Annotated in this window: 18 protein-coding genes; 3 read left to right on the top strand and 15 right to left on the bottom strand. The window is 61.3% G+C overall.

Features of this window, described 5'->3' with window-relative positions:
- Positions 1–94: 94 nt before the first annotated feature.
- From AC3WKX_RS21250 to betI, 9 genes are all read right to left on the bottom strand, one after another.
- Complete coding sequence (locus AC3WKX_RS21250) at positions 95–1,273, bottom strand: BaiN/RdsA family NAD(P)/FAD-dependent oxidoreductase (protein WP_102604416.1); 1,179 nt, start codon at positions 1,271–1,273, stop codon at positions 95–97.
- A gap of 160 nt (positions 1,274–1,433) precedes the next feature.
- Positions 1,434–2,771 carry an ATP-dependent RNA helicase DbpA gene (dbpA, locus tag AC3WKX_RS21245; protein WP_236260841.1) on the bottom strand — a complete coding sequence of 446 codons (1,338 nt, stop codon included), beginning with the start codon at positions 2,769–2,771 and terminating at the stop codon, positions 1,434–1,436.
- A 130-nt stretch (positions 2,772–2,901) separates the two neighbouring features.
- The gene (gene mdtD, locus AC3WKX_RS21240; protein ID WP_003216894.1) at positions 2,902–4,329 is read right to left on the bottom strand and encodes a multidrug transporter subunit MdtD; all 1,428 of its coding nucleotides are present in this window, start codon (positions 4,327–4,329) and stop codon (positions 2,902–2,904) included.
- A gap of 36 nt (positions 4,330–4,365) precedes the next feature.
- Positions 4,366–5,256, bottom strand: coding sequence for an alpha/beta fold hydrolase (locus AC3WKX_RS21235; protein WP_102604368.1), 891 nt, complete (start codon positions 5,254–5,256; stop codon positions 4,366–4,368).
- A gap of 329 nt (positions 5,257–5,585) precedes the next feature.
- A complete protein-coding gene (locus AC3WKX_RS21230) occupies positions 5,586–6,902 on the bottom strand; it encodes a TldD/PmbA family protein (protein ID WP_102604369.1) in 1,317 nt (438 codons plus the stop codon).
- Entirely contained in the window at positions 6,902–8,344 is a 1,443-nt protein-coding gene (locus AC3WKX_RS21225) for a TldD/PmbA family protein (protein ID WP_102604370.1), read from the bottom strand. Before AC3WKX_RS21225 ends, AC3WKX_RS21230 begins: the two co-directional genes overlap by 1 nt.
- 211 nt (positions 8,345–8,555) lie before the next feature.
- Positions 8,556–10,259: a choline dehydrogenase gene (gene betA, locus AC3WKX_RS21220; RefSeq protein WP_102604371.1), complete on the bottom strand. Its 1,704-nt coding sequence runs from the start codon at positions 10,257–10,259 to the stop codon at positions 8,556–8,558.
- Between the two features lie 196 nt (positions 10,260–10,455).
- Positions 10,456–11,928, bottom strand: coding sequence for a betaine-aldehyde dehydrogenase (gene betB, locus AC3WKX_RS21215; protein WP_003216900.1), 1,473 nt, complete (start codon positions 11,926–11,928; stop codon positions 10,456–10,458).
- 61 nt (positions 11,929–11,989) lie between these two features.
- Entirely contained in the window at positions 11,990–12,583 is a 594-nt protein-coding gene (gene betI, locus AC3WKX_RS21210; RefSeq protein ID WP_003216902.1) for a transcriptional regulator BetI, read from the bottom strand.
- 376 nt (positions 12,584–12,959) lie between these two features.
- Here betI and AC3WKX_RS21205 point away from each other — a divergent pair, with 376 nt between their 5' ends.
- Positions 12,960–14,894 (top strand): BCCT family transporter, encoded by a 1,935-nt coding sequence (locus tag AC3WKX_RS21205; RefSeq protein WP_236260840.1) that lies wholly within the window; start codon positions 12,960–12,962, stop codon positions 14,892–14,894.
- Positions 14,895–15,048: 154 nt separating this feature from the next.
- On the opposite strand, the gene choV is transcribed toward AC3WKX_RS21205, so the two are convergent.
- From choV to AC3WKX_RS21190, 3 genes are all read right to left on the bottom strand, one after another.
- A complete protein-coding gene (gene choV / locus AC3WKX_RS21200) occupies positions 15,049–16,227 on the bottom strand; it encodes a choline ABC transporter ATP-binding protein (RefSeq protein WP_102604372.1) in 1,179 nt (392 codons plus the stop codon).
- Positions 16,224–17,069: a choline ABC transporter permease subunit gene (gene choW / locus AC3WKX_RS21195; protein WP_003216909.1), complete on the bottom strand. Its 846-nt coding sequence runs from the start codon at positions 17,067–17,069 to the stop codon at positions 16,224–16,226. Before choW ends, choV begins: the two co-directional genes overlap by 4 nt.
- A gap of 68 nt (positions 17,070–17,137) precedes the next feature.
- Complete coding sequence (locus AC3WKX_RS21190; protein WP_003216912.1) at positions 17,138–18,085, bottom strand: choline ABC transporter substrate-binding protein; 948 nt, start codon at positions 18,083–18,085, stop codon at positions 17,138–17,140.
- Positions 18,086–18,521: 436 nt separating this feature from the next.
- Between AC3WKX_RS21190 and AC3WKX_RS21185 the strand changes: the two genes are divergently transcribed.
- Together AC3WKX_RS21185 and gbdR are read left to right on the top strand one after the other, a co-directional pair.
- Positions 18,522–19,898 carry an L-serine ammonia-lyase gene (locus AC3WKX_RS21185; RefSeq protein ID WP_008434038.1) on the top strand — a complete coding sequence of 459 codons (1,377 nt, stop codon included), beginning with the start codon at positions 18,522–18,524 and terminating at the stop codon, positions 19,896–19,898.
- A gap of 540 nt (positions 19,899–20,438) precedes the next feature.
- Positions 20,439–21,542, top strand: a complete 1,104-nt coding sequence (gbdR, locus tag AC3WKX_RS21180; RefSeq protein WP_003216915.1) for a choline metabolism transcriptional regulator GbdR — start codon at positions 20,439–20,441, stop codon at positions 21,540–21,542.
- 107 nt (positions 21,543–21,649) lie between these two features.
- Here the strand turns inward: gbdR and AC3WKX_RS21175 are convergent, their stop codons facing one another.
- From AC3WKX_RS21175 to AC3WKX_RS21165, 3 genes are all read right to left on the bottom strand, one after another.
- Positions 21,650–21,913: a hypothetical protein gene (locus AC3WKX_RS21175; protein WP_003216918.1), complete on the bottom strand. Its 264-nt coding sequence runs from the start codon at positions 21,911–21,913 to the stop codon at positions 21,650–21,652.
- Between the two features lie 378 nt (positions 21,914–22,291).
- Positions 22,292–23,452 (bottom strand): gamma-butyrobetaine dioxygenase, encoded by a 1,161-nt coding sequence (locus AC3WKX_RS21170; protein ID WP_102604373.1) that lies wholly within the window; start codon positions 23,450–23,452, stop codon positions 22,292–22,294.
- Positions 23,453–23,461: 9 nt separating this feature from the next.
- Entirely contained in the window at positions 23,462–23,938 is a 477-nt protein-coding gene (locus AC3WKX_RS21165) for a thioesterase family protein (RefSeq protein WP_008430629.1), read from the bottom strand.
- Positions 23,939–24,070: the final 132 nt, after the last annotated feature.

The following is a 24,070-nucleotide window of genomic DNA, read 5'->3' as shown; positions in this document are numbered from 1 at the left end:
TTGCTCGCGAAGGCGGTGTATCAGTCACTGATGTATTAGCTGACACTCCGCCTTCGCGAGCAAGCCCGCTCCCACATTTTTTTACCGGGTTCCGTCAGGCAAATTGGGCAGCGGCATAACCGGAGGCCCACGCCCACTGGAAATTGAACCCGCCCAGGTGACCGGTCACATCCAACACTTCGCCGATGAAGTACAAACCGGGGCTTTTCAGGGATTCCATGGTCTTGGACGAGACTTCCCGGGTGTCCACGCCACCCAGGGTGACCTCGGCGGTGCGATAGCCTTCAGTACCCGCCGGCACCAGTTGCCAGCTCCCCAGTTTGCCGGCGATGTCGGCAATCTCGGCGTGGGTGTACTGCTTCATCGGCTTGGAAACGAACCAGGTTTCGGCCAGCAGGTTGGCCATCTTCTTGGTGAAGATCTCACCCAGCAGGGTTTTCAGCTCGCTGTTCGGGCGCTCCACCTGTTGCGCTTGCAGCCAGGTGTGGGCGTCGTGGTCGGGCAGCAGGTTGATTTCCACGGTGTCGCCGGGTTCCCAGTAGGAGGAAATCTGCAGGATCGCCGGCCCGCTCAGGCCGCGGTGGGTAAACAGGATGTTCTCGCGAAAGCTCTGGTCGTTGCAGCTCACCAGGCAATCCACGGACGTACCGGACAGCTCGCCGCACAATTCCTTGAGCTGGTCGGTGATGGTGAACGGCACCAGCCCGGCGCGGGTTGGCAGCAGTTCATGGCCGAACTGCTTGGCGACCTGGTAACCAAAGCCGGTGGCCCCCAGGGTCGGGATCGACAGCCCGCCAGTGGCGATCACCAGTGATTCGCAGCGCAACTCACCCAGGGTGGTTTGCAACTGATAGCCGCCATCGACCTTGGCAATCTCCTGCACCGAGGTATCCAGGTGCATGCTCACGCCGACCTGGATGCACTCATCCAGCAGCATCCCGAGGATGTCGCTGGACTTGTTGTCGCAGAACAGCTGGCCGAGTTTTTTCTCGTGGTACGGCACGCCGTGCTTGGCCACCAGCGCGATGAAATCCCACTGGGTGTAGCGGGCCAGGGCGGACTTGCAGAAGTGCGCGTTGTGGGAGAGGAAGTTGGCAGGCTCCGTGTACATATTGGTGAAGTTGCAGCGGCCACCGCCGGACATCAGGATCTTTTTGCCGGCCTTGTTCGCGTGGTCGATCAACATCACCTTGCGCCCACGTCCGGCGGCGGTCAGCGCACACATCAAGCCTGCGGCGCCGGCGCCAATGATCACAACTTCGGTCGAGCGCACAGCCATGTCCTCATACAAATTCTGAATTGGAATACAGTCAAATGTGGGAGCGGGCTTGCTCGCGAATGCGCAGTGTCAGTCACCGAATCTGTCGACTGATATACCGCATTCGCGAGCAAGCCCGCTCCCACATTTTTGATCTCGGTATAGCTTGAGATCTTTACAGGATACGCACGCGCAACGAACGGCCTTTGATCTTGCCGTCATTCAAACGCTGCAGCGCCTGCTTGGCGATACCGCGTTCAACGGCCACGAACGCCTGGAAATCAAAGATCGCGATCTTGCCGACCTGGGCCCCCGGAATCCCGGCTTCACCGGTCAGTGCGCCAAGGATATCGCCCGGGCGAACCTTGTCTTTACGGCCGGCGGCGATGCACAGGGTGCTCATCACCGGCAGCAACGGGCCGCCGCTTTGCGGCTTGAGGTTGTCCAACTGGTCCCAGTTCAGCGGCGACTTCTGCAACTGCTCGATGGCCTGGGCGCGGTGGGCTTCAGACGGGGCAACCAGGCTGATAGCGATGCCAGTCTCACCCGCGCGACCGGTACGGCCCACGCGGTGAATGTGGATTTCCGAGTCGCGGGCCAGTTCGACGTTGATCACCATGTCCAGTGCATCAATGTCCAGGCCACGGGCGGCAACGTCAGTGGCGACCAGTACCGAAGTACTGCGGTTGGCGAACATCGCCAGCACCTGGTCACGGTCGCGCTGTTCCAGGTCGCCATGCAGGCCAACGGCGGAGATGCCCTTGGCGGTCAGGTGATCCACGGTTTCCTGCACTTGCTGCTTGGTAAAGCAGAAGGCTACGCAAGACGCCGGGCGGAAATGCGCCAGGACCTTGGTCACCGCGTCCATGCGCTCTTCCGGAGAAATCTCGTAGAAGCGCTGCTCGATCTGATCGTCCGAGTGGAACGCTTCGGCCTTGACCTGTTGCGGCGCGCGCATGAATTTCGAGGCCAGCTGCTTGATGCTCACCGGGTAGGTGGCCGAGAACAGCAGGGTCTGGCGGCGGGCCGGGGTCTTGCTGATGATGTCTTCGATGGCGTCGTAGAAGCCCATGTCGAGCATGCGGTCGGCTTCATCGAGGATCAGCGTGTTCAAGCCGTCCAAAACCAGCGAACCCTTGCGCAGGTGCTGCTGGATGCGGCCCGGGGTGCCGACGATGACGTGGGCGCCGTGCTCCAGGGAGGCGATCTGCGGGCCGAGGGACACGCCGCCGCACAGGGTCAGCACCTTGATGTTGTCTTCGGCGCGGGCCAGGCGACGGATTTCCTTGGCCACCTGGTCAGCCAGCTCGCGGGTCGGGCACATGACCAGTGCCTGGCAGCCGAAGTAGCGCGGGTTGATCGGGTTCAACAGGCCGATGCCAAAGGCTGCGGTCTTGCCGCTGCCGGTCTTGGCCTGGGCAATCAAGTCCAGCCCTTTGAGGATCACCGGCAAGCTTTGCGCCTGGATCTGCGTCATCTCGACATAACCCAGCGAGTCGAGGTTAGCCAGCATGGCGGCGGACAGGGGCAAAGTATTAAAAGCGGTGGCGATGGTAGTCACGGGACTGGCTCTGCAAAACAAAATGTCGCGCAGTGTACCAGCCTCGTGGGATTTTCCCTGCAAGTTCTAGACGAGAAGCCTGTTAATGCTCAATGTCGTGCTCACGGCTGACCACGCGTTTGCCGTCTTTTGGCGACAATTGCAGGAAGATCGCCGCCGCCAGCATCGCCATGATGCCCACGGTGACGAAGGTCAACTGGAACGCGCCGAGTACGGTATCGACCCCGTCGTTGCCCACTTCAGCGGTAAAGCCGCCCAGCAACGCACCGGCGCAGGCCACCCCCAGGCTCAGGGACAATTGCGCGACCACCGACAGCAAACTGTTGCCGCTGCTGGCCTGGGCGTCGTCGAGGTCGATCAGGGTCACGGTGTTCATCGCGGTAAATTGCAGCGAGTTAATTGCCCCGAGGATCGCCAGCATGCTCAGCAGCAGCGGGTAGGGCGTGTGTTCGCTGACCAGGCCCATGCTCGCCAGCATGATGCCCAGCGCCAGGGTGTTGCCGGTCAGCACCACGCGGTAGCCCAGGCGCTCGATCAGCGGCCGGGCGATGGACTTGGCAAACATCGCCGCCGCCGCCAGGGGCAGCATGCTCATCCCGGCTTCGGACGGTGAGTAACCGAGCGCCACCTGCAGCAACAGCGGCACCAGGAAAGGCAACGCGCCGCTGCCCAGGCGAGCGAACAGGTTGCCGAGGATGCCCACCGCAAAGGTCCGGGTCTTGAACAGCACCGGCGAGAACAGCGGGTTGTCGATATGCCCGGCGCGCAGCCAATACGCCGCCAGGCACGCGAGGCCGCCGAACAGCAGCAACATCACCCGCAGGTGCGGCAGGTGCAATTCGCCGAGGCCTTCCATGGCGATAGTGATCAGCACCATCGCCGCGCCGAACAGCAGGAAACCCACGCCGTCGAACCGCGTACGTTCGCTGCCGCGCAGGTCGGGGATGAATTTCCAGACGGCGTAGCAGCCGATGATGCCCACCGGCAGGTTGATCAGGAAGATCCAGTGCCAGGTCAGGTATTGCACCATCCAGCCGCCCATGGTCGGGCCGAGCAGCGGGCCCAGCAGCCCGGGAATGGTGATGAAACCCATGATGCGCACCAGCTCCGAACGTGGGTAGGCGCGCAGCACCACCAGCCTGCCCACCGGCAACATCAACGCACCGCCCAGGCCCTGGATCACCCGGGCGCCCACCAGCATGGTCAGCGTGCTGGAGAGTGCGCAGAGCAATGAGCCAATGCTGAACAGCATGATCGCGCCGAAGAAGATCTTCTTGGTGCCGAAGCGGTCGGCCACCCAGCCCGAGGCGGGAATCAGCAAGGCCACGGTGAGCATGTAGGCAATCACTACGCCTTGCATGCGCAAGGGGTTCTCCGCCAGGTCTCGAGCCATGGCCGGCAAGGCGGTGTTGAGAATCGTCCCATCCAGCGACTGCATGAAGAAGGCAATCGCTACCACCCAGGGTAGCCAGCGGGCGGTCTTGGCATCGAGAGGGGCGCGATTCGGCATGAGTTACCTTTTTGTTAGCAGCCTATGTGTCGGCGATTATGCGCCATCGGCAGCTCCTTTTCCCACTGGCCCTTCGTCTATATCTGACAACTCCACGTGTTTGCCCACCAGGAAATCAATCAGCGCGCGGTGCACGGCCAGGGCCGCTTCGCGGGATTCCAGGTCGAGCAAATGGCCGGTGTGTTCGGCGGTGGCGAAGCTGCTGCGGCCTACGTATTTCTTGAACAGTTGGGCTTCGTCTGCCGGGGTGTACTCGTCCAGCACGCCGTTGAGGAAGTGCACCGGGGTTTCGATCCGGGTCAGTTGCGGCAGGTAGTTGCCGTCACCCAGCGCCAGCACCTGATGGATATGGAAGCGTGCCTGGCGATACTCGGTGGTGGCCATGGTCGACAGGTGCCGGTGGTTGTTGCGCTTGAGCCGGGGCGACAGGTATTTGCCCACGGTTTCATTCAGCAGATGGCCGACGGCGGATTTGTCATCGGCCTCGATCAGCACGCGCACCCGCTCTACGTATTCGAGCATGGCCTGGTTGAGGTTGGGCGCCAGTGCCATCACCACCGAGCTTTCAATCGACGGCGGGTTATGGGCGAGGGTCAGCAGCGTGGAAATCCCGCCCCATGAGGCAGACACCAGGTGGTTGACCTCAAAGCGTTCCACCAGAGCGCGCAGGATCTGCACTTCATCGTCCTTGGTCACAAGGTCGAGGTCGGTGTTGTGCGGGCGTGAATAGCCGGAGAACGGCAGGTCGAACATCAGCACATTGAAGTGCTCGGACAGGCACTTGCTGGTGCGTGCAAACGAGCGGGTGGTGGACAGCGCGCCGTTGACCAACAGCACGGTTTTCTTCTCTGGGTTGTTACCAAGCTGCTCTACGTGAACGTTGTAGTGCTTGAACAGCTTTTCAATGACAAAACTTCCATGGTTCATGTCAACGCTCCAGCTTGCCCTATCCCGGGCAAGGTCGTGCATCACTTGCGTGCAAGTGGGTTGAGGACGGCGGGGTGTTGTTTGAGTTTTTTTACCGCGCGGACGTGGCTAGGTGCCACCAACCTTTATAACGAGGTTTTTCGCGAGCGACAACTGGCCGGACGGCCAGGTGTCTGGAGTGGGGCTTTGAGGATGAACCGAATCAAAATGTGGAATGCGATCAACTGTGGGAGCGGGCTTGCTCGCGAATGCGGTGCCTCAGTCACAGATGTAGTGGCTGACACGCCGCATTCGCGAGCAAGCCCGCTCCCACATGGGTTTTGCGTTGCTTATAAGGTCAGGGTCAGGCGTTTTACCAGCGCCCCCGGCAGCAGATTGGATGACGTATTGCGCTGGCTATACGTACTCGCCGACAGCAGCAATTCCCGATCAGCGGTCAGCGCTTCCAGTTGCGAGCCCAGCAGGCTGTACACGCTGTCATCAAAACGCATGGTGCTGACCGGCGCCTTGATCTCGCCGTCTTCGACCCAGAACGTGGCGAAGCGGGTCATGCCGGTCAGGCGCGCGGCGGGCTGGTCGGAGTAGTTCAGGTACCACAGGTTGCTGATGTACAAGCCGGTGCCCAATTGCTTGAGGATATCGGCCTGGGCCAGGTCGCCGGCCGCCATCTGCAGGGCGCTTGGAGATTCATCGCCGCTGGCGCCATTGGTGCTCAAGCCGTATTCGGCGGCACTGCGGGAGTTCACCAATTGGCCTTCAGCCTTGCCGGCATTGATCAGCTTCACATCACTGCGCGGATAGCCGTCACGGGAAAACGCCGAACTCAGGGAGCCGCTGACCTGTTCGTCCAGGGTCACCAGCGTGCTCAAGGTTTGATCACCGTTGTACAAGCGTTGCAACGGGCTGCCCTTGCTGGCGATGGCCTGGGCGGAAAACCCGCCCCAGGTCAGCATGCTGATGATCTCTTCCATGGCCGCCGGTGCCAGGTAGGCGCGGTATTGCCCCGGTGCCAGCGGGTGCAGCGGGCGACCAAGGTATTCCAGTTGCTCACGGGCCTGCTTGAAACGCTGCGCGAAGGCCACGCTGTCCCAATCGTTGCCGGCGTAGCTGGCTTTCACCGCTTCACCGTTGGCGTGGAACAGGCTGAAGTCGAAGTTGAAACTGTTGGCCCGGTGCCAGCCGAAGGCGCCTGATGAACTGGCGAAACCACGGCTGATAGGGCCGGCGGCGTAGAAGCCGACCATGTCCACACCTTCAGCGGCCAGGCTGATTGCTTCCAGCACCTGGGCCAGGTCCGGCAGCGGTCGGTCCTGCTGGTCCTTGTTTTGCCAGGCGTTGTGGTTGAGCAGCAGGTACGGATCCTGCGGCAACAACGGCAAGGTCTCGCGCAGTTGTTGCAGGCCGTTGGCCAGGCGCTGACGATCCAGTTCAGGCTCGCCCGCCAGGGTGATACCGAGGTCGGCGTGACGCCCGTCGTTGATCAGCTTCAGGTTCAGGCTGGCCTGTTGCACCTGGCCGGCCTGGCGCACTTTGCCGTGGTTGAAACGCACAAACTCGGAGGACTCGTCGGCGTAGCCGAGGTGGAATTGTTCTGTCTCGGTGATGGCCTGCTTGAGCCAATCCACCAGGGCTTTGAAATTATTCATCAGGCGTCTCCCCCGAACACGTCCACGTTGCTGAACACACAGGCCGGTGAGGCATGACCGACGCGGATCACCTGGTTGGGTTCGCCCTTGCCGCAGTTCGGCGTGCCCAGCACCTTGAAGGTGCTGGCGTCGCCGACGGCGCTGAGGTTGCGCCAGAACTGCGCGGAAATCGCCCGGTAGTTGGGGTTCTTCACCACGCCTTTGAGCTCGCCGTTTTCAATCAACTGGCCCCACTCGCAGCCAAACTGGAATTTGTTGCGTGCATCGTAAATCGACCACGAACGGTTGGTGGACATCAGGATGCCGTTCTCGATGCCGCCAATCAGCTGCGCCATGTTCTGGTCGCCGGCCTCGATATTCAGGTTGGCCATGCGGTCGATCGGCGCGCGGTTCCAGCTGCAGGCACGGCTGTTGGCCACGCCTTGCATGCCGGCGCGGTATTGCGACAACGCACCGCCCAACGGCTTGAGCAGCAGGCCTTCGCGGATCAGGAATTGTTTGCTGGCCTTCGTGCCGTCGTCGTCATGCCCATAGCTGGCGAGCTGCTCGGGAATGTCCGGGTCGAAGGTCACGTTCAGCAGGTTGGAGCCGTATTGCAGGTGACCGAAATCGCTGGCCTTGACGAAGCTGGTGCCGGCGTAATTGCGCTCGTCGCCCAGGATACGGTCGAGTTCCAGCGGGTGGCCGATGGATTCGTGGATCTGCAGGATCATCTGGTCGGGCATCAGCAGCAGGTCGCGCGGGCCCTGGGGGGTGTTCGGGGCCAGCAGCAGTTGCAGCGCCTGGTCGGCAATCTGCGGCGCGGCGCCCACCAGGCCGAAGCGGCTGATCACGTCAAAGCCGCCTTGCTGGCCGAAGTTGGTGCCGCCCAGGGTGCGGGTCTGGCTGTCATTGCCGTCGTAGGCCGTGACGTTGACACCCGGGAACACAAACCGCTGGGCCTGGCGCAGTTCGGCGCCGGCGCTGTTGAGGTAGATCTGTTCGACGTGGGTGGTGCCCAGGCTGACTTCCCAGTTCACCAGGCGCTCGTCCTTGGGCACGGCGGCCGATTCGGCGCCGAGCAGTTGGTAGCAGTCGCTCAGGGACGGGAAGGGCTGGTCGAGGCTCGGCGACAGGTAGTCGGCAATGTCGCTGGACACTGGCTGGTCGCGCAGGTCGAGCAGGGCGTGGGGCTTGATGAGCCGGGCTTGCTGTTCGGCGCGCTCAAGGGCGGCTTGCAGGCCGGGCAGGGAAATGTCGTGGGTGGCGGCGTAGGCTTCGACGCCATTGAGGCGCACGGTGAGCATCGCGCCTTCGTCCTGGCTGAGGTGTGGCGGCTCGGCGACGTTCTTGCGTACCGACAGGTACTGGCCGGACTCGCGGACGTAGCGCAGGGAAAAGAATTCGGCGGTGGTGCGCAGGGCACTGAACTGCTTTTTGAGTGTGGCGTGGTGTTCGAACATGGGGCCTTCCTTGTGGGCGGCTCGGCGCGGGCAGGCAAACAGAGTAGGCCTGGGCTGGGAGCTGATCAAGGAAAGTGTAGGCGGGCGGGAGGTCTTGCGGTGTCAGATCGGGCCTCTTCGGGAGCAAGCCCCCTCCCACATTTGATCGGGTTCACACGGTCAAAAATGTGGGAGCGGGCTTGCTCGCGAAGGGAGCACCTCGGTCCATCAGTTACTGCGCAGTAGGACCCACTTCACGCATCGGCTTGCCACGCACCGGCGCATCGCCTGCCACGTAGTAATCCGCAGTGCTGCGCGGCAGTGGCTTGCGGCCACGGATCTTGTCGGCGATTTTCTCGGCGATCATGATCGTCGGCGCGTTCAGGTTGCCGGTGGTGATGATCGGCATGATCGACGCGTCAACCACGCGCAGACCCTGCATGCCATGCACACGGCCTTCGGCGTCAACCACGGCCATCTCGTCGGTGCCCATCTTGCACGAGCAGGACGGGTGGAACGCCGTCTCGGCGTGCTCACGGATAAATTTATCCAGTTGCTCGTCGGTCTGTACGTCGATGCCCGGGCTGATTTCGCGGCCACGGTATTGGTCGAGTGCCGGCTGTTGCATGATTTCACGGGTCAGGCGGATGCCGTCGCGGAATTCCTGCCAGTCCTGTTCGGTAGACATGTAGTTGAAGAGGATGCTCGGGTATTCCCGTGGGTTCTTCGACTTCAGCTGCACGCGGCCACGGCTCGGCGAACGCATGGAACCCATGTGCGCCTGGAAACCGTGCTCTTTCACACCGTTGCTGCCGTTGTAGTTAATCGCTACCGGCAGGAAGTGATACTGGATGTTCGGCCAATCGAAGTCTTCACGGGTACGGATGAAACCGCCCGCTTCAAACTGGTTGCTGGCGCCGATGCCGGTGCCGTTGAACAGCCACTCGGCACCAATGGCCGGCTGGTTGTACCAGAGCAGCGACGGGTACAGCGAGACCGGTTGGGTGCACGCGTATTGCAGGTACAGCTCAAGGTGATCCTGCAGGTTTTCGCCGACGCCTGGCAGGTCGTGGACCACCGGAATGTCGAGGCTTTCCAGCAGTTTTGCCGGGCCAACACCGGAGCGTTGCAGCAGTTGCGGCGAAGCGATTGCGCCGCTGCACACCAGGACTTCCTTGCGGGCACGGGCTTCAACGCGTTCTTCGGCAGCACCGATCAGGTAACGCACGCCGACGGCACGCTTGCCTTCGAACAGGACTTTGTCGGTCAGGGCATGGGTGACGATGGTCAGCGTCGAGCGCTTCTTGGCCGTGTCCAGGTAACCGCGAGCGGTGCTGGCGCGACGACCGTTTGGCGTCACGGTACGGTCCATCGGGCCGAAGCCTTCCTGCTGGTAGCCGTTCAAGTCTTCGGTACGTGGGTAACCGGCCTGTACGCCGGCTTCAACCATCGCGTGGAACAGCGGGTTGTTGCCGGCCTTTGGCGTGGTCACGCTGACCGGGCCGTCGCCACCGTGGTAGTCGTTCGGGCCGATGTCGCGGGTTTCGGCTTTACGGAAATACGGCAGGCAGTCCAGGTAGGTCCAGTCTTCCAGGCCCGGCAGTTTCGACCAGTTGTCGTAGTCCATCGCGTTGCCGCGGATGTAGCACATGCCGTTGATCAGCGAGGAGCCGCCGAGGCCCTTGCCGCGACCGCACTCCATCCGGCGGCCGTCCATGTGTGGTTCTGGATCGGTTTCGTAGGCCCAGTTGTAGCGGCGGCCTTGCAGCGGGAACGCCAGGGCGGCTGGCATCTGGGTACGGAAATCGAAACGGTAGTCCGGGCCGCCGGCTTCCAGCAGCAGGACGGTGACGCCTTCGTCTTCGGTCAGACGGGTCGCCAGGGTGTTACCGGCGGAGCCGGCACCCACAATGATGTAGTCGTATTCTTGGGACATTGAATGCACCCTCGTGAAAGTTGGTTCAGGCTGCTTTTGTGGCGAGGGAGCTTGCTCCCGTTCGACTGCGCAGCAGTCGCAAAGTCAGCGCTCGAGTTCTGTCTGAAAGAACTGCGGTACCTGGCATGGGGCTGCTTCGCAGCCCGACGGGAGCAAGCTCCCTCGCCACATGGGCCATGCCAGGCTCAATCAGGTTTTAGAACACCGAGGCGTAGTCGCCCAGCTCAACCTGTACCGATTTGATGCGAGTGAAGTTGTTCAGCGAGCTGATCCCGTTTTCACGGCCCACGCCCGACTGCTTGTAGCCGCCCACCGGCATCTTCGCGTCGGACTCGCCCCAGGCGTTGATCCAGCAGATACCGGCTTCCAGCTGATGAATCACGCGGTGGGCGCGGTTCAGGTCCTTGGTCACCAGGCCCGCGGCCAGGCCGAAGTCGGTGTCGTTGGCACGGCGGATCACTTCTTCTTCAGTGTCGTAGGTGAGGATGCTCATCACCGGGCCGAAGATTTCTTCACGGACGATGGTCATTTCGTCGGTGCAGTCAGTGAACACGGTCGGGGCCACGTAGGCACCCTTGGCGAATTCACCGTCGGTCAGACGGTCGCCGCCGCACAGCACGCGGGCGCCTTCTTCTTTACCTTTGGCGATGTAGCCGAGCACGCTTTCCATGTGGGCGAAGCTGACCAGCGGGCCGAAGTTGGTGTTTTCATCTTCCGGGTTGCCGATGCGGATGCGGGCAACGCGCTCGGCGATCTTGGCTTCGAACGCGCCTTTGAGGGCGGTCGGAACGAACACGCGGGTGCCGTTGGTGCAGACCTGGCCCGAGCTGTAGAAGTTGGCCATCATCGCGATGTCGGCGGCGCGGTCGAGGTCGGCGTCGTCGAAAATGATCAGCGGGGATTTGCCGCCCAGTTCCATGGTGACTTCCTTGAGCGAAGAGCTCGAAGCGCTGGCCATGACTTTCTTGCCGGTGTCGGTGCCGCCGGTGAAGGAGACTTTCTCGATGCGCGGGTGTTCGGTCAGCCAGGTGCCGACTTCACGGCCGCTGCCGGTCAGGACGTTGAACACGCCATCCGGAACGCCGGCGGCGGTGTAGATTTCAGCCAGTTTCAGGGTGGTCAGCGAGGTGACTTCGCTTGGCTTGAAGATCATCGCGTTACCGGCCGCCAGGGCAGGTGCGGATTTCCACAGGGCGATCTGGATCGGGTAGTTCCATGCGCCGATACCGGCCACGACGCCCAGCGGCTCGCGACGGGTGTAGACGAAAGAAGTGTCACGCAGCGGGATCTGCTCGCCTTCGATGGCGGGCACCAGGCCTGCGTAGTATTCCAGCACGTCAGCGCCGGTGACGATGTCGACGTATTGGGTTTCGGAATACGGCTTGCCGGTGTCCAGGGTTTCCAGGGCGGCCAGTTCGTCGTTGCGCTCACGCAGGATGTCGACGGCACGACGCAGGATGCGCGAACGCTCCATGGCAGTCATGGCGGCCCAGATTTTCTGGCCCTTTTCGGCGCTGACCACAGCGCGCTCGACGTCTTCTTTGGTAGCGCGTTGCACGTTGGCGAGAACTTCACCGTTAGCCGGGTTGATGGCTTCGAAAGTGGCATCGCTGCCAGCGTCGGAGTAGCCGCCGTCAATGTAGAGTTTTTGCAGTTCGAAACGGGCCATAAAGTCCTCGCAAGTGCATTAGTGGTTGGCGCGGTTCGGGAGTTGAGCGTTTATGTGTGCTCTAACTCACCTGCTTGGCCAATTGGAAATCCATGTATTCGTAAGCGATCCGTTGCGCCTGCTCCGTGTCAAAAGCGTCTCCCGACAGGGCGCCGCGCAACCACAAACCGTCGATCAGGGCCGCCAGGCCTCGGGCTGCGCTGCGTGCCTCGGGCAACGGCAACGCTCGGCGGAACTGGCAACACAGGTTGGAATACAGACGGTGATCGTTGATCCGCTGCAGCCTGTGCAATGACGGGTGGTGCATGCTGGTGGCCCAGAAGGCCAGCCAGGTTTTCATAGCCGGGCCGTTGACTTGGCTGGCGTCGAAGTTGCCTTCGATGATCACCTGAAGATGGGCCCGCGGGCTGTCATCTTTCAGCGCCAACCGGCGCTCGGTGACGTTCTCGATCAGCACGTTCATCAGGTACCGCATCGTGGCGGCGATCAGGCCATTCTTGTCCTGAAAATAGTGACTGATGATGCCATTCGAGACACCGGCCAGACGGGCGATCAGCGCAATGCTGGCATCCCCCATTCCGACCTGATCGACCGCCGTCAATGTGGCTTCGATCAACTGCTGGCGGCGTATGGGTTGCATACCGACCTTGGGCATCGTGCACCTCTCCTTAGGCCTGCCAACGGGCGATAAACGTCCGTCGGCTTGAGGGCCAGTCTATTTTGTTTTGATTGAACGTTCAATCAACAAAGAATAAGATCTGCGACAAATGGTCGCTGCCTACAGGTATTTCCTACGTGCATGTGGCGCCACCTGACATCGGGAAAACCCATGAAACAGCCCGGCACAGCGGTTCGCCGGGGGTTTATGGTTTTTCGGGGTGTCTTTATACACCCGTCCGTCGACTGCCGAAAAATCGATGGCTCGGGTCAAGCGTTGCCTTGTGTTTCTCTGCACTGCCCGGAGCATCTGTGCCATGAGTTCTGCCTCTCTTATAAAGACCCCGCCAGAAAAGGTGCGGGTCAACGGTTGGGTGTTCTACACCTCCACCGCGCTGATTCTGTTGTTGACCGCGATTCTGATCATCGCCCCGCAGGAAGCCGGCAGGATGCTCGGTGTGGCCCAAGCCTGGTTGTCGAAAAGCTTTGGCTGGTACTACATGGTCGTGATCGCCGCCTACCTGGTGTTTGTGGTGGGCCTGGCGTTTTCGTCCTATGGCAAATTGAAACTGGGCAGCAAGGACGACACCCCGGACTTCAGCTACGGTGCCTGGGCCGGCATGCTCTTCTCGTCGGGCATCGGCATCTCGCTGCTGTACTTCGGCGCCTCCGAGCCGCTGGACCACTACTTCAACCCGCCTGAAGGCGCATCGGCCACCGGCGAAGCTGCACGCCAGGCGTTGCAGTTGACGTTCCTGCACTGGGGCCTGCACGGCTGGGCGATCTACGCACTGGTCGGCCTGGCCGTGGCGTACTTTGCCTACCGTCATAACCAGCCGCTGGCCCTGCGCTCGGCGCTGTACCCGCTGGTGGGCGAGCGTTGGGTCAAAGGCGCGGCCGGTCACGCGGTGGACGGCTTCGGCATGTTCGTGACCCTGCTGGGCCTGGTGACGAACCTGGGGATTGGCTCGATGCAAGTGTCGTCCGGGCTGGAAAACCTGTTCGGCATGCAGCACAGCAACACCAACCTGCTGATCGTGATCATCGTGATGAGCACCGTGGCGACCATTGCCGCCGTGTCGGGTGTGGAGAACGGCATTCGCCGCCTGTCCAACCTGAACATCGTGCTGTTCAGCGGCCTGCTGATTTTCGTGCTGCTGTTCGGCCCGACCCTGCACCTGCTCAACGGCTTCGTGCAGAACATCGGCGACTACATGAACGGCATCGTGCTGAAGACCTTCGACCTGTACGTGTACGAAGGCGACGCCGACAAGACCGAACGCTGGATGGGCCTGTGGACCCTGTTCTACTGGGCCTGGTGGATTTCCTGGGCGCCATTCGTGGGCATGTTCATCGCGCGTATTTCCCGTGGTCGCACGGTGCGTGAACTGGTGGCCGGCGTGCTGCTGATCCCGCTGGGCTTCACCCTGGCGTGGCTGTCGATCTTCGGCAACTCGGCCCTGGACCTGGTGGTGAACCATGGCGCGGTGGAGTTGGGCAAGACGGCGCTGGAACAGCCGTCCATGGCGATCTACCAACTGCTTGAGCATTACCCGGCGTCGAAAATCGTCATCGGTGTGTCGATCTTCGTGGGCTTCGTACTGTTCCTGACCCCGGCGGATTCCGGCGCGGTGATGATGGCGAACCTGTCCTGCAAGGGCGGCAACGTTGACGAAGATGCGCCGCACTGGCTGCGGATTTTCTGGTCGGCGGTGATCACCCTGGTGACCATCGGCCTGCTGTTCGCCGGTAACTTCGAAGCCATGCAAACCATGGTGGTGCTGGCGGGCTTGCCGTTCTCGGTGGTGCTGGTGTTCTTCATGTTCGGCCTGCACAAGGCGATGCGCCAGGACGTGGCGATCGAGTTGGAGCAGGCGCAGTTGGCCGAGCGTGGTCGGCGTGGTTTCAGCGAGCGTTTGACTGCCCTGGACCTGCAACCGAGCCAGGGTACCGTGCAACGCTTTATGGACAAGCACGTCACGCCGGCGCTGGAAGAAGCGGCGACTGCGTTGCGTGACCAGGGGCTGGAAGTGCAGACCCTGCTGGGCAAATCCAAGCGCTGCATTGGTGTGCGCATCGAGATGCAAGAGGGCAATCCGTTTGTCTACGAGGTCAGCCTGGATGCTTATTCGTCGGCACCGAACGACTTGCCCGAGGAAGAACGCACGCGCTACTACCGCGCCGAGGTTTACCTGCACAACGGGCCTCAGGAATACGACCTGATGGGCTTCACCCAGGAGCAGATCACCCGGGACGTGCTCGATCAGTTTGAAAGCCATCGGCAGCTCCTTGGCCGTGTCTATAGCTGAGTGTTGAAAGGACAGGTGGTGTCGTTACTGACACCACCTGAGCAAAATGTGGGAGCGGGCTTGCTCGCGAATGCGCAGTGTCAGTCAGTACATCTGACACTGATACACCGCATTCGCGAGCAAGCCCGCTCCCACATTTATGTTGCGGTGTCTGTTAGCCCAGGTTCTTGCCCAAGAGGGCGTGATAGAGCTCGCTGTCACCCAAAATCCCCACCACCTTGTTGTCGTCCTGCAGCACCAGCTTGTTGCCTGTCTGGTACCGAATCTGCAACGCATCGCGCATTCCGATATTGGAATCCACCAGCGTCGGCATCCGCCCCAAACCTTCCACGGCTTGCCCCGGTGCCCAGTTCTGCAGGTTCAGCACCGAACCGTTCTGCCGCGCGCCCTTGATGGTGTTGCCTTCGGCCAGGTCCAGCCACGAGTCACCGCCCGGGTCCAGGCTGATGGAGCCGTTGACGTGGGTGCAGTTATCCACCGTGCGCATCAGGCTGCGGCCACACAGCACATTCAGCGGGTTGGTGTGGGCCACGAAGGTCCGCACATAGTCATCCGCCGGGTTCAGCACGATCTCTTCCGGCACGCTGTACTGGATGATCCGCCCGTCTTTCATGATCGCGATGCGGCTGCCGAGTTTCAGCGCCTCATCCAGGTCGTGGCTCACGAATACGATGGTCTTGCTCAGCTTGCGTTGCAGCTCCAGCAACTCATCCTGCAAGCCCTGGCGGATCAGCGGGTCGAGTGCCGAGAAGGGTTCGTCCATCAACAGGATATCGGCGTCCATCGCCAATGCGCGGGCCAGGCCGACACGCTGCTGCATGCCACCGGAAAGCTCGTCTGGCTTCTTGTTGCGCCACTGCGACAGGCCCACCAGTTCCAGCTTGTCGTCCACCAGCTTGCGTCGTTCTTTCTCCGGGCGGCCCTGCATCTCCAGGCCGAAGCTGATGTTCTCGCGCACCGTCAGCCAGGGCATCAGGGCGAACTTCTGGAACACCATGGCGATGCGCTGGGTGCGCATCATTTTCAGCTCGGCGGGGGTGCAGGATGCGATGTCGATCTGGCGACCTTCATGCTCCACAAACAGCTTGCCGCGGCTGACGGTGTTCAAGCCATTGATGCAGCGCAACAAGCTCGACTTGCCCGAGCCGGACAGGCCCATCAGCACGCAGATCTCGCCTTTCTCGACATCCAGGCTGGCGTTTTCAACGCCGACAATCTGCCCGGTCTTTTTCAGGATCTCGTTGCGCGTCATGCCCTGGTCCAGCAGCTTGAGCGCCTCGCGTGGGTCTTTGGAGAAGATCACGTCGACATTTTCGAATCGGATAATGCTCATGCATCACCCCCTACTTTGGCGTCGGGTTGTTTGCAGATGCGGTCGAGCATGATGGCCAGCAGTACGATCGCCAGGCCGGCTTCAAAGCCCAGGGCGATGTCGGCGGTGTTCAGCGCGTTGACCACCGGTTTGCCGAGGCCGTCGGCGCCCACCAGGGCCGCGATCACCACCATCGACAACGACAGCATGATGCATTGGGTAATGCCGGCGGCGATGCTCGGCATGGCGTGGGGCAGTTCGATCCGCGAGAGCAACTGACGGCGCGAGCAGCCAAAGGCCTTGCCGGCGTCCATCAACTCTTGCGGCACATCACGGATACCCAGGTAAGTCAGACGGATAGGCGCGGCAATCGCAAACACCACCGTGGAAATCAGCCCGGGCACCACACCCAGCCCGAAGAGGGTCAGGGTAGGGATGAGGTAGACGAAGGTCGGTACGGTCTGCATCAGATCGAGCACCGGCCGCATCAGGGTGTAGAACATCGGTTTGTGCGCGGCAACGATGCCCAGCGGCACGCCGATCACCACGCAGACCAGGGTGGCGAACAGCACTTGCGCCAGGGTCTCCATGGTTTCCTGCCAGTACCCCAGGTTGAGGATCAGCAGGAAGGAGGCGATGACAAAAACGGTCAGGCCCCATTTGCGTTGAATGAAGTGAGCGAGCAGCGCAATCAGACCGATCAATGCCAGTGGATTGAACCAGGTCAGCGCGAACGTCACGCCGTGGATCATCGTTTCCAGGGTCGATGCGATTGCGTCGAAGTAGGCGGCCCCGTGTTGGGTCAACCACTCAACGAAGGCAGCGATGTACTGGCCTAGCGGGATTTTATGTTCAGTCAGCATGGTAGTGAATGTCCACATGCGAAGAGGAAAAACATCCCGGGCCAGCGTACCGGCCCGGGGTCAGCGGTTTACTTGGCGAGGTAAGCTTTGACGGCCTCCAGTCCTGGTTTGCCATCGACCGTGGTGACACCGGCGAGCCAGGTGTCGAGCACTTGCGGGTTCTTCTTCAGCCACGCCTTGGCGGCGGCGTCAGGCTTCATTTTGTCGTCCAGGACGTTACCCATCAGGGTGCTTTCCATGTTCAGGGTGAACGACAGGTTTTTCAGCAACTGGCCCACGTTGCTGCATTCCTGGGTGTAGCCCTTGCGGACGTTGGTGTAGATGGTGGCCTGGCCGTAGTTGGGGCCGAATGAATCATCACCCCCGGTCAGGTACTTCATCTTGAAGCGGGTGTTCATCGGGTGCGGTTCCCAGCCGAGAAACACGATGGCCTGGTCGCGCTTGGTGGCGCGTTCCACCTGCGAAAGCATCCCGGCTTCGCTGGATTCGACCACTTTGAAACCGGCGGTTTTCAGGCCGAAAGCGTCCTTGTCGATGAGGGTCTGGATGGTCCGGTTGCCGTCGTTGCCCGGCTCGATCCCGTAGATCTTGCCGCCCAGCTCATCCTTGAATTTGACGATGTCGGCGAAGTCTTTCAGGCCCTTGTTGTACAGCGCTTCCGGTACGGCCAGGGTGTACTTGGCGTTTTCCAGGTTGGCGCGCACGGTTTCCACGGTGCCGGCATCACGGTACTGCTTGATGTCGTTTTCCATGGTCGGCATCCAGTTGCCGAGGAAGATGTCCATGTTCTTGCCGTCGGCCAGGGACTTGTAGGTCACTGGTACTGAAATCATCGTGGTGCGGGGTTTGTAGCCGAGGCCCTTGAGGACTTCGCTGGTGGTGGCCGTGGTGACGGTGATGTCGGTCCAGCCGACATCGGAGAAGTTGACGGTCTGGCATTGCGCCGGTTCTGCAGCGTGAGCCACGACTGGCAGACTCAGCATGGCGGCCAACAACAACGACGGGGAACCTTTCATGGGGGTGGACTCCTGGTGTTTTTCTGGCGGCAATAACACCGCGCTTATAGGTGTTGCGGTTGGGCGTGCGGCACAGCTCTGCCACGCAACTGTGCAAACGAGTCGAGACTGATCATGTACCAGTGAAAATCTGACGCCTACAGGGGGCGTCGTATCCAGTACAGGGATGGTCGTATCCAGTGTCGGTGACGTCGCTTACAGATTTTTTCCACGGCAAAACTGCACTTTTTACCGATCTGCACCGCAAAAAACGGCCAAAACGTCGCCTTCCACAACAGCGGCGCTGATGAGCATGGGTACGTCGGTGTGAGACGCCGTGAGCGCCAGCAAAAGCTTGATGATGGCCGCATCTGGGCGGATTGCGACATGAGCGTAGCAGCTCCGTCACCAGGCGTTATGTGCGCCTGGCCTGTGCTCATCGAGGAGTTTCACGGCAATGGCTATCAGCGTTTTCGACCTGTTCAAGATCGGCATTGGGCCTTCGAGTTCTCACACCGTCGGCCCCATGCGCGCCGCGGCGTTGTTCGTTCAAGGATTACGTGAACGTGATGTGTTGGAACAAGTCAGGCGCGTCGAAGTTCAGCTGTATGGCTCCTTATCGGCCACGGGCATCGGTCACGGCAGCGACAACGCGGTGATCATGGGCCTGATGGGCGAGTGGCCGGACGCGATCGATCCGTCACAGATCGGCATCCGCATCGAAACCCTGCGCGAGACCAACACCCTGCTGCTGGACGCACGTTTGCCGGTGCCTTTCTTATGGGCGCGGGACATGCGCCTGATCGACGAAAACCTGCCGTTCCACCCTAATGCCATGACCCTGGTGGTGTTTGGTGATAACGGCGAGCTGCACCGCGACACCTACTACTCGGTGGGCGGCGGATTCGTGGTGGATGAAGCCCAGGCCAACAGCGGCGTGGCGGACATGGACCGCACCGAGCTGCCCTATGATTTTTCCAGTGCGGTGGAACTGCTGCAGCTGTGCAAGACCCACAACCTGCGCGTCGCTGAGCTGATGTTGGCGAACGAAAAAACCTGGCGTTCGGAAGAAGAAATCCGCAGCGGCCTGATGAAGCTTTGGCGCGCCATGCAGGATTGCGTGGAGCAAGGCCTAAAGCACGAAGGCATCCTTCCCGGCGGCCTCAATGTAAGGCGCCGTGCAGCCAAGTTGCACCGCAGCTTGCAGGAGCTGGGCAAGCCGAACGTGATCGGCTCGACCTTGAGCGCGATGGAGTGGGTCAACCTGTTCGCCCTGGCGGTGAATGAAGAAAACGCCGCCGGCGGGCGCATGGTCACGGCACCGACCAACGGCGCGGCGGGGATCATCCCGGCGGTGCTGCACTACTTCATGAAGTTCAGCGAAGAAGTGACCGAGGCCAACGTGGTCGACTATTTCCTCGGCGCGGCGGCGGTGGGCATCCTGTGTAAGAAGAACGCGTCGATCTCGGGTGCCGAAGTCGGCTGCCAGGGTGAAGTCGGCTCGGCGTGCGCCATGGCGGCGGCGGGGTTGGCGGAGATCCTCGGGGCTACGCCGGAGCAATTGTGCAACGCGGCGGAGATCGGCCTGGAGCACAACCTCGGCCTGACCTGCGACCCGGTAGGCGGGCTGGTGCAGGTGCCGTGCATCGAGCGTAATGCGATTGCCGCGGTGAAGGCGATCAACGCGGCGCAGATGGCGCTGCGGGGGGATGGCCAGCACTTCATCTCGCTGGACCGGGTGATCCGCACCATGCGCGATACCGGGGCGGATATGCATGACAAGTACAAGGAAACATCGCGGGGTGGGTTGGCGGTGAGTGCGGTGGAGTGTTGATCCGGAAAGACCGCGTCGCCTGCATTCGCGAGCAAGCCCGCTCCCACATTCGACCGAGTTCCTACTGAAAAAACGCGGTCAAGTGTGGGAGCGGGCTTGCTCGCGAATGCGGTAGGCCGGGCAACACTGCTCATAAAGTGAACACCAGAACCAAAAGCGCCACCTTTTAGCGCGTCGCAATTAGATAAGTAGCTCCCGAACGATTTCCCCTCATGACCATCGGTCACCCGTGCTTGTGGTGACAGACTTTTCCCACGTCGTTTCTCTCCCTTCCCACAAGTGCTACCGATCTGCTCACACACCTTGAGCCTGCGTTCTCTCACGTCTTTTCTGGGTCATATCCCCCACTCCATGCGCGGGCTTATATAGACACGTCATGAGGTCGTTTTCAGGAGTTATTGAATATGCATTCAACTTTAGGCATGGCATTTGCTCTATCAATACAAAGCCTCTCGCCATAGGAGTTTCCTTAAGGCGATGAGCGCAATAACAAGAGCCTCGCCTGAGGCCATCACCCGCTTTGTGTGAGGAGATACCGCGATGACGTCGTTCAACTCCGGGGCTCAACCCCAGAACCGTGCGCCTCAATCCATCGGCTTTTTGCTGCTGGACAATTTCACGCTGATTTCCCTGGCCTCCGCAGTCGAACCCCTGCGCATGGCCAACCAACTCTCCGGCCGCGAGCTGTATCGCTGGACGACGTTGAGTGTGGACGGAAACCAGGTGTGGGCCAGCGACGGTCTGCAAATCACCCCCGATGCTTCCATGCACAAAGCCCCGGCCCTGGACACCGTGATCGTCTGTGGCGGCGTGGGTATCCAGCGCACCGTGACCCGTGAGCATGTGTCGTGGCTGCAAAGCCAGGCGCGCCAATCCCGTCGCCTTGGCGCAGTGTGCACCGGCAGCTGGGCCCTGGCCTGCGCCGGCCTGCTGGACGGGTTTGATTGCAGCGTGCACTGGGAATGCCTGGCGTCGATGCAGGAAGCCTTTCCCCGCGTGGCCATGAGCACACGCCTGTTCACCCTCGACCGCAACCGCTTCACCAGCTCCGGCGGCACCGCGCCGCTGGACATGATGCTGCACCTGATCAGCCGCGACCACGGCCGTGAGTTGTCGGCGGCGATCTCCGAGATGTTTGTGTACGAGCGCATCCGCAACGAACAGGATCACCAGCGTGTGCCGCTCAAGCACATGCTTGGCACCAACCAGCCGAAGTTGCAGGAAATCGTCGCGCTGATGGAGGCCAACCTGGAAGAGCCGATCGACCTCGATGAACTGGCGGTGTACGTCGCGGTTTCCCGGCGTCAACTGGAGCGGTTGTTCCAGAAATACCTGCACTGTTCGCCGTCGCGCTACTACCTCAAGTTGCGCCTGATCCGTGCGCGGCAGTTGCTCAAGCAAACGCCGATGTCGATCATCGAAGTGGCGTCGGTGTGCGGGTTTGTCTCCACGCCGCACTTCTCCAAGTGCTACCGCGAATACTTCGGCATTCCGCCGCGGGATGAGCGTGTGGGTTCCAACACCACGCAGCAGGTAGCGATGATGCCGATTCCGCAGGCGCTGGTGTTGTCACCGTTGTCCGGGCCGTTGTCGGCGTTGAGCCAGGCCAGGAATGAGTCGACTTTCGCGAGTGTAAGGCTTTAGACCGAGTCGCCTGCATTCGCGAGCAAGCCCGCTCCCACACTTGACCGCGTTTTTTCAGTAGGAACGCGGTCAAGTGTGGGAGCGGGCTTGCTCGCGAATGCGGTATATCAGGCGCCAGAGTTCTGCCGAAATTGCACCAAAGCCGGCAACAACTGCTTGTCGATCGCCTGCCTCACCGCCGGCAAGATCGTCGCGCTGCCGGTGTACATCTGCTCAACCATACCCTTGAGCGCCTTGGCCCGTGCCGCGCTCAAGCCGCGCACCGCACACTCGCAAGCCTGCTCGGCGGTAGCGCCGCTGGACACCTCGAAACCCAACGACCGCAGCTGGCCCAGCAGGTCATCCTGGTCAATCAAATCCGCGTGCATCATGACGTTAATCCTTGTTAGGGGAGCGGGGGATTGAAGTCGATTCTGGTAGGCCATCACCGAGTCGGCAAGGCCTGAATGCATGAATGTCCGGCACACCTATGAACAGGTCGTTTTCGGCTAACTCGCAAGGCAGGGGAGTGTGCACACTGGCATCAAGCAAGCAGCTTGAAGGTTTGGTCACCCTCGGGATGCGCAGCTCACACAAAGCACTCTGCCCCGATCCTGTCACGGCTGGATCGGGGCTTTTTTTGAGCTGAAATTTGAGGTGAAGCTGCTGGCCCCTTCGCGAGCAAGCCCGCTCCCACAGTTGACCGCGTTTTTTCAGGAGAACTCGGTCAACTGTGGGAGCGGGCTTGCTCGCGAAGGGGGCGCCTCGGTCTACCGCTGCAACACCAATATCCGCGACAACAACTCATCCCGATCGATATAGCAGCCCTGGAAATGCCGCGCGCCGGACGCCGGATCAAACGCATTGCGCGCATGCAGGGTCCGGCGATTATCAAAGCACCACAGCTCGCCCGGATTCAGACGTTTGACCAGTCGAAAACGCTCCTCCCGGGTCATCGCAATAAACCGGCGATAGGCGCGATAGAGCAACGGCATCTGCTCTGCAGGCGCTTCAAACGGCCCGCGCAGAAAGTTGGCCATGCGAATCTCGACGACTTCACCCAAGGCATCCAGAGCGATGATCGGCGCCAGCCGGCGATAGTCGCTGTGACGGTCCTTGTTGCGAAACTCCACGGGGATTTCACACAGTGCGCGAAAGGCCTCCGGGTCTTCATCGCGCAATGCCCGGGCAATCGCAAAACCGTCGACAAAAATACTCTCGCCCCCGTCGGCGTCGTTCACCAGGCAATGCAAGAACTGCAGCCCGGGTTGCAGCTCCCGCGTCGGCAAATCACTGTGCAGCGGCAGGTTGAATGCCGTGTAGGCGTTGCTGTCGGCATCGGCCTTGGACTGCACGTTGAACAGCACGCCGAAGTTGCTCTCGCGGATGAACGAAATGCGCTTGGCGATCAGCGCCAGCGAGCCAGGTTCGGTGGGCACACCGCGCACTTGGGTGAGGCCGCTGTCACGCAGGGCCAGCAGCCATTGCAGCAGGGCTTTCGGGTCTTCCATCAATGCCGCGTAGTCGAAGACGGGCAGCTCGAACCTGTGGTCCCACAGCAGGGATTTCGGTTTGGCAGCCCGGCGTTCGGCGCGGGACTCATCGTCGTAGGCGTGCGCCCGCAACCATCCGGGATCGTATTGGCTGCGATGCCCGCCGCTCCATTCCACTGTCAGCAGACCCTGGTCGATACGTGCACTGAGGGCCTTGAGGTGTTCGTCCACATCGACGATTTCCAGCACCTGTTCACGGGTCACGCTGTAGACGCAAACAGGGCACGGGCAGTTGTCCCGCAGCCACTGGTGATGAAACGGGCTGACCCGCCCATCGGCCCATCGCACACTGAGGTGATCGCCGTGCACCTGCACATCGGCCAGGTCACTGATCAGTGGGTAAGTACGGAAGTCGGCAACAGCGGCGGCGGTTTGCATGGCGATTCCTTATTTTTGGGGTGGCAGTCCAATCACGCGGCCGAGCAGGGCGGGCTTCGGCAGGTCGGTTTGTTCGGCGCTGATGCTGGCAAGCTTGCCCAGCACCGCTTCACTGAATGGCGCCGAGTGCGGCCCGGCGAGGTCGACGTGGAGCAGCATCTGTTCGTTGCCCGCCAGCTCCTTTTCGTCGCCCACCAGGTGCAGGCTGTGATAGAGGTGCAGGCGCTTGCGGTCGTGGGCGATGAGTTGGGTGTGTACCTCGACGGCGGCGCCCAGTTTCACTTCGTGCAGGTAGTTGAGGTGCAACTCCAGGGTGAACAGCGAGTGGCCGCTGGCTTCGCGGTTTTCGCTGTCCAGGCCCAGGGTGTCCATCAGCGCATCGGTGGCGTAGCTGAAGATCAGCAGGTAGAACGCATCGCGCAGGTGGCCGTTGTAGTCGACCCACTCGGGGAGGATTTTGGTGGTGTAGGTGGTGAGTGCGGGCATGGTTCGGTTCCCGGTAGGTACGTGATCGTTCCCACGCTCTGCGTGGGAACGCCTCCTGTGACGCTCTGCGTCACGCGTTGGGACGCAGAGCGTCCTGGGCTGCATTCCCACGCAGAGCGTGGGAACGATCTT

This window comes from Pseudomonas sp. GP01-A4 (assembly GCF_058780865.1).
Note: the sequence above shows the minus strand (reverse complement) of the source record. Positions and strands in the feature narration are given on the sequence as shown.

Coding starts and splice junctions, on each gene's coding strand:
- dbpA (WP_236260841.1), bottom strand. CDS start 2,771: ATGCTGGCTAACCTCGACTCGCTGGGTTATGTCGAGATGACGCAGATC.
- mdtD (WP_003216894.1), bottom strand. CDS start 4,329: ATGCCGAATCGCGCCCCTCTCGATGCCAAGACCGCCCGCTGGCTACCC.
- AC3WKX_RS21235 (WP_102604368.1), bottom strand. CDS start 5,256: ATGAACCATGGAAGTTTTGTCATTGAAAAGCTGTTCAAGCACTACAAC.
- AC3WKX_RS21230 (WP_102604369.1), bottom strand. CDS start 6,902: ATGAATAATTTCAAAGCCCTGGTGGATTGGCTCAAGCAGGCCATCACC.
- AC3WKX_RS21225 (WP_102604370.1), bottom strand. CDS start 8,344: ATGTTCGAACACCACGCCACACTCAAAAAGCAGTTCAGTGCCCTGCGC.
- betA (WP_102604371.1), bottom strand. CDS start 10,259: ATGTCCCAAGAATACGACTACATCATTGTGGGTGCCGGCTCCGCCGGT.
- betB (WP_003216900.1), bottom strand. CDS start 11,928: ATGGCCCGTTTCGAACTGCAAAAACTCTACATTGACGGCGGCTACTCC.
- betI (WP_003216902.1), bottom strand. CDS start 12,583: ATGCCCAAGGTCGGTATGCAACCCATACGCCGCCAGCAGTTGATCGAA.
- choV (WP_102604372.1), bottom strand. CDS start 16,227: ATGAGCATTATCCGATTCGAAAATGTCGACGTGATCTTCTCCAAAGAC.
- choW (WP_003216909.1), bottom strand. CDS start 17,069: ATGCTGACTGAACATAAAATCCCGCTAGGCCAGTACATCGCTGCCTTC.
- AC3WKX_RS21190 (WP_003216912.1), bottom strand. CDS start 18,085: ATGAAAGGTTCCCCGTCGTTGTTGTTGGCCGCCATGCTGAGTCTGCCA.
- AC3WKX_RS21185 (WP_008434038.1), top strand. CDS start 18,522: ATGGCTATCAGCGTTTTCGACCTGTTCAAGATCGGCATTGGGCCTTCG.
- gbdR (WP_003216915.1), top strand. CDS start 20,439: ATGACGTCGTTCAACTCCGGGGCTCAACCCCAGAACCGTGCGCCTCAA.
- AC3WKX_RS21175 (WP_003216918.1), bottom strand. CDS start 21,913: ATGATGCACGCGGATTTGATTGACCAGGATGACCTGCTGGGCCAGCTG.
- AC3WKX_RS21170 (WP_102604373.1), bottom strand. CDS start 23,452: ATGCAAACCGCCGCCGCTGTTGCCGACTTCCGTACTTACCCACTGATC.
- AC3WKX_RS21165 (WP_008430629.1), bottom strand. CDS start 23,938: ATGCCCGCACTCACCACCTACACCACCAAAATCCTCCCCGAGTGGGTC.